The 13,677-nt window shown below is 64.3% G+C and carries 9 protein-coding genes; 2 read left to right on the top strand and 7 right to left on the bottom strand.

The window, feature by feature from the left end; genetic code table 11:
• Positions 1 to 81: 81 nt before the first annotated feature.
• Genes QD172_RS15215 through QD172_RS15205 form a run of 3 tightly spaced genes read right to left on the bottom strand, consistent with a single transcriptional unit; the run spans position 82 to position 3,639 of the window.
• Positions 82 to 969, bottom strand: a complete 888-nt coding sequence (locus QD172_RS15215; RefSeq protein WP_077379264.1) for a class II glutamine amidotransferase — start codon at positions 967 to 969, stop codon at positions 82 to 84.
• A complete protein-coding gene (locus QD172_RS15210; protein WP_279856197.1) occupies positions 962 to 3,076 on the bottom strand; it encodes a VWA domain-containing protein in 2,115 nt (704 codons plus the stop codon). The genes QD172_RS15215 and QD172_RS15210 overlap by 8 nt, the downstream gene beginning before the upstream one ends.
• A gap of 44 nt (positions 3,077 to 3,120) precedes the next feature.
• Positions 3,121 to 3,639, bottom strand: coding sequence for a hypothetical protein (locus QD172_RS15205; RefSeq protein ID WP_279856196.1), 519 nt, complete (start codon positions 3,637 to 3,639; stop codon positions 3,121 to 3,123).
• Positions 3,640 to 3,880: 241 nt separating this feature from the next.
• Between QD172_RS15205 and QD172_RS15200 the strand changes: the two genes are divergently transcribed.
• Positions 3,881 to 6,025, top strand: coding sequence for a prolyl oligopeptidase family serine peptidase (locus QD172_RS15200; protein WP_279856195.1), 2,145 nt, complete (start codon positions 3,881 to 3,883; stop codon positions 6,023 to 6,025).
• Between the two features lie 126 nt (positions 6,026 to 6,151).
• Here the strand turns inward: QD172_RS15200 and QD172_RS15195 are convergent, their stop codons facing one another.
• The 4 genes from QD172_RS15195 to QD172_RS15180 form a co-directional block, all read right to left on the bottom strand.
• Entirely contained in the window at positions 6,152 to 7,678 is a 1,527-nt protein-coding gene (locus QD172_RS15195) for a catalase (RefSeq protein ID WP_084209298.1), read from the bottom strand.
• A gap of 450 nt (positions 7,679 to 8,128) precedes the next feature.
• On the bottom strand, positions 8,129 to 10,372 hold the full coding sequence (katE, locus tag QD172_RS15190; RefSeq protein ID WP_279856194.1) for a catalase HPII: 2,244 nt from the start codon (positions 10,370 to 10,372) through the stop codon (positions 8,129 to 8,131).
• Positions 10,373 to 10,631: 259 nt separating this feature from the next.
• The gene (locus QD172_RS15185) at positions 10,632 to 10,877 is read right to left on the bottom strand and encodes a GlsB/YeaQ/YmgE family stress response membrane protein (protein WP_084209300.1); all 246 of its coding nucleotides are present in this window, start codon (positions 10,875 to 10,877) and stop codon (positions 10,632 to 10,634) included.
• Positions 10,878 to 10,976: 99 nt separating this feature from the next.
• Complete coding sequence (locus tag QD172_RS15180) at positions 10,977 to 11,603, bottom strand: DUF924 domain-containing protein (protein ID WP_279856193.1); 627 nt, start codon at positions 11,601 to 11,603, stop codon at positions 10,977 to 10,979.
• Between the two features lie 327 nt (positions 11,604 to 11,930).
• Here QD172_RS15180 and QD172_RS15175 point away from each other — a divergent pair, with 327 nt between their 5' ends.
• On the top strand, positions 11,931 to 13,640 hold the full coding sequence (locus QD172_RS15175) for an alkaline phosphatase D family protein (RefSeq protein WP_279856192.1): 1,710 nt from the start codon (positions 11,931 to 11,933) through the stop codon (positions 13,638 to 13,640).
• Positions 13,641 to 13,677: the final 37 nt, after the last annotated feature.

Below are 13,677 nucleotides of genomic sequence, written 5' to 3'. Positions count from 1 at the left end.
CGGGAAGCCAGACACATGAAGGGCCGCGATTGCGGCCCTTCATGTGTCTGGCGATCGAACGACTTTTCTAGCGCTCAGGCATCAGCAACTCAGGTCCGAGGCCAGCCAGTCCGGCTTGCGACGCGCGGTGGCGGTGCGATCGACCGCCCCGCTCTCGGCCTGCCCCTGCTCTTCCTGACTCAGCGGCAACTCACCGCCAAGACTGGCGACCAGCTCACCTTCCCGAAACACGACCAGCTGCCCGGGCAGCAGCCGCTGCCATTGCTCGTTGTCGGTCAGCGGGTCGGTGGCGATCACCGACACCACATCCGCATCGGTGGTGTGCTGCTGGAAGTCGACGCTCATCTCGAAATCGGTGAGGCTCGCCTGCCCGAAGGGCGCTCGGCGCGTGATGTGCGCAAGCTTGGTGGAGCAGTAGGCGTAGAGATGCACGCCATCGGAGAGCAGCAAATTGAAGACCCCCAGCGCGCGCAGACGCTCGCATTGGGCATGCAGGTGACGCCACAGGTCCTCACAGCGAGAGGGCGGTTCCGGGAAGGCACGGCGGATCTCGCCGAGCAGGAAACAGGCAGCGTGCTCGCTGTCCGTGCTGCCCACGGGGCGATAGTACGGCAAGGGAAGCGTCTGCCAGTCCGCCAGCTGCCCATTGTGAGCATAGCACCACTGGCGCCCCCACAGCTCCCGCGTGAACGGGTGGGTATTGGCCAACGTCACCTGGCCGACATTGGCCTGGCGGATATGACTGATCACCATCTGTGACTTGATGGGATAGTCGAGAATCATCCGCGCGATGGGCGAATCCACTGAAGGGTGCGGGTCACGGAATTCGCGATAGCCACCCTCTTCATAGAAGGCGATACCCCAGCCATCGCGGTGCGGGCCGGTGCCACCCCCGCGTTGCAGAAAGCCCGCGAAGCTGAAGCAGATATCGGTCGGAACATTGGCACTCATGCCAAGCAGCTCACACATGGGGTTCCTCCCGTCGGGTCGGTTTGCGTGTCATGCGGCGCACCAGCAGGATCAGCATCAGCAGGCCGAATGCGCCGGCCACGGCATAGGCGATCATGCGGCTCCGGGCAGAGCCGGCTTCCTGGCGCGCGAAGTCGGAAGCGCCCTCGAACCACTGGCCGATCAACGCCGGTACCTTGTCGATGGGCAGACGGCCCTTCATCAACAGGGCGTTGAGGTCTTCCGGCGCATCTTCCCCGGCCTGATCCAGCCCCTCGATCTCACCGAAGCGCTCCCCCTCGATGGGTGTGCGATCCAGATTGGCCGCCCGACGCGCCGCGTCCGCATTGAGGGTATAGGGCGCGAGGTCCAGCACCGGCGGAGCTCCGTCGAGCGCGAGACGCGCGCTGATCTGCACATCCGCCTGGACATCCGAGTCCAGGGGCGGCAGGTCGATGCGCCATTGCCGCTCGCCATCCTCCGCCACGCTCAGGGCCTCCCCATGCAGCGTCGCGACCAGACGCGTGTTGGCGGTATTGAGCAGCGGATGACGCGCACTGACTTCCAGCGCGTCAGGCGACTTGCCGGTACGCGGGTCAGCGCCGACGGGCTCGACCAGCAGCGGGTCCACCACGCTGGTACGCTGACTGAGCTGGCGCGCGAAGGAGGCATTGTCGCGATAGCCCATCACGGTCAGGGTCAGGCGGGCGCCACCGAGCTGGTCGGGGGCCGGCATGTCGACATGGAAGTCGGCGCCGTCACGCTCAAGGCCTCGCTGCTGCGCGGTGGTGACATCCTCCGCCGCGCCTTCTCCCTCCTGCACGTCCTGCTCCGGCACCAGACGTGCATTGCCATCCAGCGTCGCCAGGAAGTCCTCATCATTGACGGCGCGCGCGCCATCGACCAGCGATGCGGTCAGCGAGTAGTCGAAACCCCGATAGAGCGTGGCAGGCAGGGGCCGTGAGACCAATGCCAGTTCCGAGACGATGGTGATGCGGCTATCGGCCCCCACCTCACCCTCGAGCTGCCACTTGCCGGTCTGGGGGTCCGTCACGGTGATCAGGTCATAACGCGGCTGGTGCTCCCAGCGCACCCCTTCCGGCAGTGACGCCTGGTCGGCGAGACGGTAACGCTGCCCCTGCGGCGAAATCAGCACCGGCGAGCGATCATCGGGGCCGTGGAAGACCAGGGCGGTGAATTCCTGCACGCTGTCATCGATCACGAAGTGCTTGTCGTTCAGCGGTACCTGCTCACCGGGCACGATGCGATCCAGCGCCGCGAGGAAGGCACGCAACAGGTCTTCCGGGCTCTCGGCGACCGTCGCCAGGCCGCCGGTACCGTCCGCGATCTGCTGAAGCAGATCCACATCGGCATTGCGCGACAGCGCCACCGTATGCACCGTGATGTCGTGGGCGGCAAGCTGCGGCGTCAGCTCATCCGTGATGCGCTGACGCGAGGCGCTGTCCGCGGCGGCCTTGCGGGTGCTCGGCTCACGCAGGTCGACCATGCCATCGGAGAGCAGGATGATCTGACGCGGTGCATCACCACCCACGCCGGCATCATTTCCCTGAGCAGCGGCGCGCAGGCCCGCCTCCAGATCCGTGTACTGCTCATAGTCGTCGAGACGGCTCTCGAGTCCGCGGGCAGACCGCTTCCAGCCGGCATCCACCGCCCCCAGCGCCAGCAGTGACTGCACCTGCTCACCGAAGCCCCATACCCCGGCATGCGAGCGCTCCGGCAACAGCGTCACCAGCAGATCCAGCGCACTGGCGCGCAGATTGGCCGGGTCGTTGTGCTTCATGCTGCCCGAGACATCGATGGCCAGGCGCAGATCCGGTGTCTTGCCCGGCGCTGCCGCCTCGCTGGGCGACACTTCGCTGGGCGACACCTCGCTGGGCGACACCTCTGCGCCTTCCTGTCTCCCGCTCGGTGAAGCCGAGACCTTGGGGGCAGAGGCTGTCTCTTCGCCCCATGCCGAGGTGGCCCCCAGCCCTGAAAAAGCGCTCAGCAGCGAGATGGCCAGACCGGCCAGCCCCCGGCGCCACGCGCGGGGATCTGACAGGCGCCGGCGGGCGCGCCGAACGACGGGACGAGCGAGAGACGACGAGGCATTCACATCACGAGCCATTGCAGATCCTTGTTCCACCCATGGGCAAGCCCGGGCAGCGTTGATCAGAGAGAAGGTTCCTGACGATCCCGCGCGGCGCGCGAGCGTGTGGCGCCACCGGCGGACATGTCACGACGCTCGGCACGCAGGCCCTCTCCGTGCAGGTCGTCGTTCTCTTCTTCGTCGGCACTTGACGCGCGACGCTGACGCGAGCGGGCCATTTCACGCCGACGCTGCTCACGGCCACGACCCAGCCACCAGATGCCGAGACCCGCCGCGACGCCCGCTCCGATGCCCAGTACCAGCATGGCAAAGGCCGAGGCCATGCCGCTGCCATCCTTCTGGATCAGGCTCACCGCGAAGGCCACGATGGCTGGCGCCGTACCACCATAGGAATCTTCCGGCACGCTGGCCGTCACGTGGAAACCGGTCGGCACCGCGATCATGCCGGCCACCGCTCCCACCACGATCCAGCGTATGAAGCGCGGCAAGGCGCGAACCGCCAGATAACCGGTCACCAAGACCACTGCCGCCAGGCCAAGATAGATCAGCCACATCTGCGGCAGAGAATCCGAAATCAACATGCCCTTCACTCCTGTCAGAACTTCCTGGCGAGACCTGTGTCAGGTCTTCGATATAAGGCCAGCCATCACATCCTCCCCACTCAGGGGGCCGCTCACCGCATGACGTCAGACACGGCTCATCGCCAACCAGGGACGCGACATGCCGCTCGCGGCAAGGGCTTGCGAACACTGTGGGACAGGCTCAATGTTACACTCCAAGCCCGCCCGACACACTCGGGCACACGACATTCAAGAGGTAGCCATGTCCGACAGCCCCGTCCAGCGTCATTATCGTGCCGAAGACCCCCACTGGCACTGGCTTGAAGCGCGCGACACACCAGAGGTAAAGGCCTTTCTCGAGGCTGCCAATGCCGAGAGCGATACCTGGTTCACGCCACTCGAGTCACTGACTGACGCCCTCTACACCGGACATCTGGCCCGTCGCGAACTCGCCGTTTCCAGTCTGCCGGAAGCCCTCGACCATCACGTCTACTGGAGCGAGACCGCCGCTGACGCGGAGTATCCCGTCTGGTGGCGCCATCCGCTGGAGGCGGACCCCACGGATCGCTCGCGCCATGAATGTCTGCTGGACCTGCAGGCCCTGTCGCGCCATCACGATTTCGTCGAACTGGGCGACATGGCCATTTCGCCCGATGAGCAACGACTGGCATGGACTCTGGACACCAGCGGCGACGAGGTGTTCAGCCTGCGGCTTGCAACACTGAGCGCGGCTGACCGCGACGCGCGCACGCCAGTGCGTGGCGAGGCCCGGCCTGCAGGGCAGGACGATGAATGTCTGCTGGAGGATATCGGGCCGGACCTGGTGTGGGCCGAGGACGGTCGGCACCTGCTGTTCACGCGCTATGACAGCACCCAGCGCCCCTTCGAGATCTGGTGTCTGGACATCGAGAGCCGTGCCGAGACGCTGCTCTACCGTGAGGAAGACAGCGAATTCTGGGTCGGCATGGGCAAGACCCGTTCACGGGACTGGCTGGTACTGGAAACCGCGTCCAAGGACACCAGTGAATCCTGGCTGCTGCCGGCCGCGGCACCACTGGGCGAGATGACGCTGGTGCGCGCACGCGAGACCGGCGTCGAATATGGCATCGATCACCGCCCCGGCCACTTCTATGTGCTGCACAACAAGGAGGCGCCGCATTTCCAGCTGGATATCGCCACCGAGCATGCCCCCGGCGACTGGCAGCCGCTGATCACCACTCGCGACGACGTGACGCTGGAAGGCGTGGAGGCGTTTTCCTGGGGCCTGATGGTCGATGAACGCGATCACCGTCAGGCCCAGGCCTGGCTGCGCGTGATCGAATTCGAGGGCACGGCGCCTACGCAAACGATCTGCCGCGACGAACGCCTGGCGATGCCGGAGCAACCGCTGAGCCAGGGGCTGGGCGACTGCCCGCACTTCGACGCTCGCCGCCTGCGCATCCGTGAGGAAAGCTTCACCACGCCGCCGAGCTGGATCGAGCTGGATCTTGACACGGGTGAGCGCACCTTGCTCAAGCGCCAGACCGTGCATGGCGATCTCGCGCCAGAGCAGTTGATCAGCCGTCGTCTGTGGGCCACCTCCGACGATGGCGAGCAGGTGCCCGTCTCGGTGGTGATGCGCCGTGACCTGTGTGATGGCGAGGGTATCCCCCACGCCCCGCTGCCGGTACTGCTCTATGGCTATGGTGCCTACGGCGAAACACTGGACCCCTGGTTCTCCATCGCGCGGCTGGAGCTTCTCAGCCGTGGCGTCGCCTTTGCCGTCGCCCACGTGCGCGGCGGTGGGGATCGTGGCGAGCCCTGGTATCTGGCCGGCAAGCTGGAGCACAAGGAAAACAGCTTCAATGACTTCCTCGCCGCGCGGGATGCGCTGGTCGAGCAAGGCGTCGGGGCCGCGGAACGCATTGCCGCCTACGGTGCCAGCGCCGGTGGCCTGCTGGTCGGGGCCAGCCTCAACAAGCGCCCCGAGGCCTTCTGCGCCGCGGTGCTCGATGTGCCCTTCGTGGACGTGCTGCGCACCATGGAAAATCCGGAGCTGCCGCTGACCACCGCGGAATACACCGAATGGGGCAACCCGCACGAGAGCGAGGCGCGGCGTCGCATCCGCGCCTATTCCCCGCTGGACAACCTGAGCGCCGCCCCCTACCCGCCGCTGTTCCTGCAGGGCAGCTGGCACGATACCCGCGTGCCCTACTGGGAACCGGCCAAGCTGTATGCCCGCCTGCGCCAGATGGACTGCACGCCGCATCCGGTGCTGCTGCGCACCGACATGAGTTCCGGTCATGGCGGTGCCTCGGGACGCTTCAAGGCCTGGCGTGACAATGCGCGCCAGGACGCCTTCCTGCTGTGGGCACTGGGCGTGTGCGAGAAAGCAGGCAGCGAAACGACCGCCCGCAGCAACGGCTGACGCTCGCACGGCGCTCTGCGACTCACCTAACGACAAGGCCCCCGCCGGGTAACCGGCGGGGGCCTTGAGGTTTTCGTCAGCTCAAAGGGTCATGACTGACCTGACGAAGGGTGCAACATGACTGACTCAGCGCGGATCGAGTCTGGCCAGCTTGGTCGCGACACGCTCGCCGTAGTCGGCATCCGCCTGGCGGAAGTGCGCGATCATCTTGTCCTGCACGACGTGGCTGACACCCACCATGGTGCCGGCGATGACGTCCGTGATGCGCGACTTCTGACCTTCATCGAACAGGCGGTAGAGATTGCCGGCCTGGCTGTAGTTGTCCTCATCGCTGTTGTCGTGATAGCCCATCCAGGCGTTCTGCTCCAGCGGCATCGGCGGCTCGGCGACAGTGGCGTCCGGCACCGGGGCGCCGTGATCGGCACGCTCGTTGGGGTAGAAGTTGGTGCGCGAGTACTGGCCACCTTCCTTCGTCTCTCCCGGCACGCCCTGGCCGACCTGGCCGCCCAGCGGACCGCCACCGTGACCGGTGACCGGGCACATGCCCGCCATCACGCCATCACGCTGGTAGTGGTTGACCGGGCAGACCGGACGGTTGACCGGCAGCTGCTCGGCGTTGGCACCGACGCGATAGCGGTGTGCATCGGCGTAGGCCCACAGACGTGCCTGCAGCACGCGGTCCGGGGAGGCGCCGATACCCGGCACGAAGTTGGACGGTGAGAAGACGGACTGCTCGACCTCCGCGAAGTAGTTCTCCGGGTTGCGATTGAGTTCCATCTTGCCGACTTCCATAAGCGGGAAGTCACCGTGCGGCCACACCTTGGTCAGATCGAAGGGGTTGATGTGGTAGTCGCGCGCCTGCTGCTCAGTCATCACCTGGAGGTTGACGGTCCAGCTCGGACGCTCGCCACGCTCGAGGCGGGTGAACATGTCGTGCTGGTGGAAGTCCGGTGCGACCTGTGCCGCTTCGTCATCGGTCAGTGTCTCGTGGCCCTGGTCGGTCTTGAAGTGCCACTTGACCCAGACACGCTCGCCCTTGTCGTTCCACAGGCTCAGCGTATGCGAGCTGTAGCCGTTCATGGTGGTCAACGACTTCGGGATACCGCGGTCGGACATCAGGATGGTGACCTGATGCAGCGCCTGCGGATGGTTGGCCCAGAACTCCCAGCGGTTCTGCCAGTCGACCATGTTGGTGCGCGGGTCTTTCTTCTGGGTGTGGATGAAGTCAGGGAACTTGGATGGCTCGCGGATGAAGAACACCGGCGTGTTGTTGCCGACCATGTCCCAGTTGCCTTCCTCGGTGTAGAACTTCAGGGAGAAGCCGCGCACGTCACGAGTGTTGTCGCCGCTGTCCTGACCACCGGCCACGGTGGAGAAACGTGCCAGCATCGGGGTCTGCTTGCCGACGCCCTGCAGGAAGCGGGCAATGGTCAGGTCAGACAGGTCACGGGTCAGGGTGAAGGTGCCGTAGGCTGCGACGCCGCGGGCGTGGACGACACGCTCCGGAATGCGCTCACGGTTGAAGTGCGCCAGCTTCTCGAACAGACGCCAGTTGTCGAAGGTCAGGGAGCCATTCGGGCCCGCTGTCTGGCTGATGTCATCGTGAGGCACCGGGGCGCCATTACCAGTGGTATAGCGTGGAGTCTGGGACATGTTGACGTTCTCCTGTCAGGTAGAAAAAAGCGCTATCAAACTCGACTGGCAAGGCCAGATGCTGCTGATGTCACATTTTCATGCGCTGCTTGATGTGAAAGCCTGCAGCCCATTGTCGAATCGGGTCGGGGCCGATGCCTGCCCGGCATGTGCTGGCTTGTGGCCCCTTGATGCCTGCTTACCTTACGCACCTGGTGCTTCTAGCGATAATCAATTACCAGCATGCCTTCGATAATCAGCCCCTATCACCGAGCCTATCAGCCACTCTCAGCGGCGTGAACCGCAGGACGGCACTCAACCTGGCGGCATCACCAACCTTGTTTACACCTTTCACCGCCACCCCATCTTCACGTCCACAAATGACCGCATCATGACCATGAAAAAGCCCCCTGACCTTCAAAGGTCAGGGGGCTTGGTGGGTCACATCATGCCTTGTGGGGCGTCAGCGCCTCATGCTGGCATCTGATTGGCACGCGCATCACGCGACCACACCCGGTGAGCCAACAGGGCATCCCGCAATGGCAGGCTGGCGGCGAGCACATCATCCACCAGGATGACACCCTCCTCGACCGGCACGCGCGCGGCGGCCAGCAATTCCTTGCCTTCACTGATCGCCACGATGGGCTTGAGGTGCTTGTAAGCCTCCTGCACGTAGTAGAGGCCGAGCCCTGATGCGGCCAGCGCCTTGACGCTACCCTCGCCACCGGCCACGACCACGCCATCCACCGCCACGGACGGCAGACCATTGAGCATCGCGTCCGGCGCCAGCATGCTGCCATCGCTGGCCTTGATCGGTGCCATGCTCGGCGCGATCAGCAGCCCTTCGGCACCTTCATCGCTGAGCTGCTTCTGGATGGAGCGCACATCTTCCATCGTCACGCCATCGGCCGCCAGAATCGCCACCTTGCGGGTCGCGATGCTGTCGGGCATGCGCGCCATCAGGCTCAGCGCCGGGTCGCTCTCGACCTGACTGGTGCCCAGCTCCCCTTTCGGCGCCGGCTGGGTGGTGGGCGCCTCGATACCGTGGTTCTCACCGACACGACGCGCCAGCTCCAGATCGATGTTGGGCAGGATCTCGGTGATCACCCGCTCTCGGATCCACGGGCGTTCGACCTTGGAGAGCTCGAAGGTGTAGGCCGCGATGATGTGCTCCTTCTCCACCTCGGTCTGGCTGTTCCAGAACAGGGTGGCCTGGGAGTAGTGATCCCCGAAGGAGGCACTGCGCGCACGCACCTTGTGCGCCTCGATGCGCTCATGATGTGGCTCGTAGCCGCCATGTTCATCCGCAGGCGGCGTCTCGGAGGGCCAGCCACCATCGATGGAGTTCGGCTCGTAGGACGCCTGCCCGGTGTTGATGGTCTGACGATGCTGGGCATCGCGCTGGTTGTTGTGGAATGGACACACCGGCTGATTGATGGGGATCTCGTGGAAGTTCGGTCCACCAAGACGCAGCATCTGGGTATCCAGATAGGAGAACAGACGCCCCTGCAGCAGCGGGTCATTGGAGAAGTCGATACCCGGCACGATGTTGGCCGGATTGAAGGCCACCTGCTCGGTCTCGGCGAAGTAGTTGTCCGGATTGCGATCCAGCACCATCTTGCCGATCGGCACCACCGGCACCAGCGATTCGGGGATCAGCTTGGTCGGGTCGAGGATGTCGAAATCGAAGCTGTGTTCATCCTTCTCTTCCACCACCTGGATGCCCAGTTCCCACTCCAGCGGCGCACCGTTCTTGATGTCATCCCACATCATGCGGCGATTGAAGTCCGGGTCACGTCCCCACAGCTTCTGGGCTTCATCCCAGATCAGCGAGCAGGTACCCGCCACCGGCTTCCAGTGGAACTTGACGAAGCGCGACACGCCTTCACGGTCGATCAGACGGAAGGTATGCACGCCGAAGCCTTCCATGTTGCGGTAATGGCGCGGGAAGGCACGATCCGACATGGTCCACAGCACGGTGTGGGTGGTTTCCGGCATCAGCGACACGAAATCCCAGAAGGTGTCGTGAGCCGACTGCCCCTGGGGAATCTCATTGTGCGGCTCCGGTTTCACCGCGTGCACGAAGTCCGGAAACTTCATGGCATCCTGGATGAAGAACACCGGGATGTCGTTGCCGACCAGATCCCAGTTGCCTTCATCGGTATAGAACTTGGTCGCGAAGCCGCGCACGTCACGGACGGTGTCATTGGAGCCGCGCGAGCCCTGTACGGTGGAAAAACGCACGAACACCGGTGTCTTCCTGGACGGATCACGGAACACGCCGGCCTTGGAGTACCTGGCGGCATTGTCGTACGCCTGAAAATACCCGTGCGCGGCCGCGCCACGCGCGTGGACGATACGCTCCGGAATACGCTCGTTGTCGAAGTGGTTCATCTTCTCGCGGAAGATGAAATCTTCCATCAGGGTCGGACCGCGTTCCCCCGCCTTCAGCGAGTTGTGGTTGTCCGCGATGCGCAATCCCTGGTTGGTACGCAGGTCATGCCCCTCGGCATCCGCGCGATAGGTCTCCAGCGCCTCGTCCTTGGCCTTGCCATCCCCGGCATTGGGCTGGGTGTCATGTGGCCCGTTGCGATTGGGATGGGTATAGGGGTTCTCCGCTTCTGCCGAGCGGTTCTGGCCCTCGTGGTACGGGCACTTGGCGCTGTCGGCATTTGACTGGGGTGAGGATGCTGAATCGTGCTCATTGCTCGCCATGCTCAAACGCTCCTGTTTTCGCTAGATCTGCAACGCGCCATCCGGGATGGCGTCGAAGTTGATTCGGCCTTGCGGTGTCCTGTCAGGCTGCCTTGTCACGGTCACGAGGACCGTCTGGCTGTCAGGGGCAACCGATGACAGGCGACTTCCATGCGGCGGGTGTCTCGAATGAATCCCTTAGGACACCCACGTGGGACTTGATGCACCTGCGACCTGAACTGCTGTGGAACGCCTGACGATGTTCGCCGGCGCCGCGTCGTCAGGCCTTGGACTTGACCTTCGAGACGATCCACAGCAATACCACCGCCCCCACGATCGAGACGACCAGCGAGCCGATGATGCCGGTGGAGGCCAGCCCCAGCAGCTTGAAGATGACGCTGCCCAGCAGGCCACCGACCACACCGACGACGATGTTGCCGAGAATGCCGAAGCTGCCGCCACGCATGATGTTGCCTGCGATCCAGCCAGCCAGACCACCGATGATCAATCCAAGAATGATACCCATCTGCTGTCTCCTTTCTTGCGGATGAAGTGGCGCTGTGCGCCCGATGAACATGTCTTGGAGACGATCTCGCGAAATTAAAAGGGTCAGATTTCCCGATTGTCAGAACGAGGAGCCGGGCTGGCGAAGAAATGCCTCCTCCTGTGGCGTGGAAACACGGCCGAGAATCGCGTTGCGGTGCGGGTAACGGCCGAATCTACGCACGATGTCCGCATGCCGTCGCTCGAAGCGCAGCGTGTCCTCGAGCCCTGGGCGTGCAAACAGCGCTTCAGCGTGTTCATGGACACGCAACGACTCGCTGTGCATCCACGGCATGATGACGAAGGGTTGCCAGGCCAGCGGGAGGCGTTCGAGATCCCCCAGCGCCACGGCCTGCTGGGAGAGCGCGAGTGCCAAGCTGTCGCCACTGAAGGCACGCGGGGTATCGCGATGGATATTGCGCGCGAACTGGTCCAGCACCAGGATTTCCGCCAGCCGACCACCGGGAGTGGTGCGCCACTCCCACAGTTCACAGACCAGTGCCTGCTCGAGCAGCTCCGCGAATCGTTCGCGCAGCTGAGCATCGAGGGCCTCGCTCTTGCGAAACCAGTCCTTGGGCGTCAGTCGAGTGAACCAATGTGCGAGCACCGGCCGTGTCTGGGGATGGCTATCCGCGATCAGCCTGTCGGCATCCGATGGCGCGGGGGTGGACGATGAAGGTGTCGGGTTGGAGGGGCGTGAGGGACTCATGAAAGGTGTCCTGATCCGGGAGTGGCAAGAAGTGACAGCAAGTCGCAAAGGGAAGAGGTAAACAGAGAAAGCGAGTGAGAAAGAGAGCGAGAAAGCGAGCGAGCGGCCACAAGGCAAAGAGAATCCGCAACACAGCAACACCGCAAGGAGGCTCTGACGGCCGGACGTCGCGCTGCCGGTTCACGGGACTGCATGGCGATCATGGTTCTGACACCTGATCGTCATCTTGAGCATGGAAAGTAGCCTCTCCCGTGAGCCCTGTCAGCCACCGCGGCACCTTTGCCGCCGCTGCCATCCTGATGCCAGACCGTAACAAGGAAGCCCTTCATGTCCCGCCGTCTGTCTGATCTGCTACCTTCCCGCTCCTCGCGCACGACACCTGCCTCGCCCACCTCGCAGGACGACGCGAACGCGAGCCCCGGTGACTCGCATGCCGCACGCGCCGGCGCACCTTCGCGAATGGACCGCCGACGCCTGCTGAGCCGTGGCCTTCAGGGTGCCGGCGTGGGCCTGCTGGCAAGCTCAGGCCTGCTGGGCGCCCCGGCCATCGTGATGGCCGAGGGCCGTCGCCCGGGCATGCCCTCTGGCGTCATGAGCGGCGACGTGACCGCCAGCCGCGCCATGCTGTGGAGTCAGACCGACAAGCCGGCCCGCATGCTGATCGAGCTGGCCGACAACATCGAGATGCGTGGCGCCTTCCAGATGCGCGGCCCCGTGGCCTTGCCGGCCGACGGCCTGACCAGCAAGCTGGATCTGACCCGCATCAACACCCGCGCCAATGCCAGCGGTGAAGTCTTCTACCGGGTACGCTATGCGGCGCTGGATGACCACCGCGCCATCAGCGAGGCCACCGCCGGTCGCCTGGTGTTGCCGCCGAGCGCCCAGACACCGCGTGCGCTGCGCTTCGTGTGGTCCGGTGACACCGTCGGCCAGGGCTGGGGGATCAACCCGGATTTCGGTGGCCTGCGCCTCTACGAGACGATGCGCCAGGTCAAGCCGGACTTCTTCCTGCATTCCGGCGACACCATCTACGCCGATGGCCCGCTCGAGGAGAGCGTCACTCAGCACGATGGCAGCCTGTGGCGCAACATCGTCACACCGGCCAAGTCCAAGGTCGCCGAGACCCTGGACGAGTATCGTGGTCAGTACGCCTACAACCTGATGGATGAGAACCTGCGTCGCTTCAATGCCGAGGTGCCGATGTTCGCCCAGTGGGATGACCACGAGACCACCAACAACTGGTATCCGGGCGAGATTCTCGAGGACGATCGCTACACCGAGAAGAATCTCGACGTGCTGTCCGCCAATGCGCGTCGTGCCTTCCTCGAGAACATGCCGCTGCGGACCGGCCCAGCCGCGCCGGAACGCATCCACCGCAACTTCAGCTTCGGCCCGGGGCTCGAGATGTTCATGCTCGACATGCGCAGCTTCCGCGGCCCCAATTCCGCCAATCGCCAGTCCGGGCGTGGCCCCGAGACCGACTTCCTGGGGCGCGATCAGCTGGCATGGCTCAAGCAGTCGCTCAAGGCCAGCACCGCCACCTGGAAGATCATCGCCTCCGACATGCCCATCGGCCTGCTGGTGCGTGACGGCGACAATTTCGAGAACGGTGCCAATGGCGATGGTGAGGCGCTGGGACGCGAACAGGAAGTCGCGGAGATGCTGAAGTTCGTGCGCGATCACGACATCCAGAACCTGGTGTGGCTGACGGCGGATGTCCATTACACCGCCGCGCACCACTACTCGCCCGAGCGCGCCGTCTTCAAGGAGTTCACGCCGTTCTGGGAATTCGTCAGCGGGCCGATCCATGCCGGCACCTACGGCCCTGGCGAGCTGGACAATACCTTCGGGCCAAGACTGGAATTCGTGAAGGCACCGCCGGAAGGCCGTGCCAACATGTCGCCCAGCGAAGGGTTCCAGTTCTTCGGTCAGGTGGATCTTGATCCCGAGAGCGAAGCACTGACCGTCACGCTCAAGGACATCCACGGTGCCTCGCTCTATCAGAAGGTGCTGACGCCTGAGTCGCGAATGGGCTGATCTTCCCGCGACACACGCGGTTCACGCCCTACCCCGA

The organism is Cobetia sp. 10Alg 146, assembly GCF_029846385.1.
Classification (GTDB): domain Bacteria; phylum Pseudomonadota; class Gammaproteobacteria; order Pseudomonadales; family Halomonadaceae; genus Cobetia; species Cobetia marina.
The sequence above is the reverse complement of the archived record's forward strand: the minus strand, read 5'-3'. Positions and strand labels throughout refer to the sequence as shown.

Bases quoted from the DNA above. Each gene is read 5' to 3' on its own strand.
- QD172_RS15185 (WP_084209300.1), bottom strand. From the start codon at position 10,877: ATGGGTATCATTCTTGGATTGATCATCGGTGGTCTGGCTGGCTGGATC.
- QD172_RS15215 (WP_077379264.1), bottom strand. From the start codon at position 969: ATGTGTGAGCTGCTTGGCATGAGTGCCAATGTTCCGACCGATATCTGC.
- katE (WP_279856194.1), bottom strand. From the start codon at position 10,372: ATGGCGAGCAATGAGCACGATTCAGCATCCTCACCCCAGTCAAATGCC.
- QD172_RS15180 (WP_279856193.1), bottom strand. From the start codon at position 11,603: ATGAGTCCCTCACGCCCCTCCAACCCGACACCTTCATCGTCCACCCCC.
- QD172_RS15200 (WP_279856195.1), top strand. From the start codon at position 3,881: ATGTCCGACAGCCCCGTCCAGCGTCATTATCGTGCCGAAGACCCCCAC.
- QD172_RS15210 (WP_279856197.1), bottom strand. From the start codon at position 3,076: ATGGCTCGTGATGTGAATGCCTCGTCGTCTCTCGCTCGTCCCGTCGTT.
- QD172_RS15175 (WP_279856192.1), top strand. From the start codon at position 11,931: ATGTCCCGCCGTCTGTCTGATCTGCTACCTTCCCGCTCCTCGCGCACG.
- QD172_RS15195 (WP_084209298.1), bottom strand. From the start codon at position 7,678: ATGTCCCAGACTCCACGCTATACCACTGGTAATGGCGCCCCGGTGCCT.
- QD172_RS15205 (WP_279856196.1), bottom strand. From the start codon at position 3,639: ATGTTGATTTCGGATTCTCTGCCGCAGATGTGGCTGATCTATCTTGGC.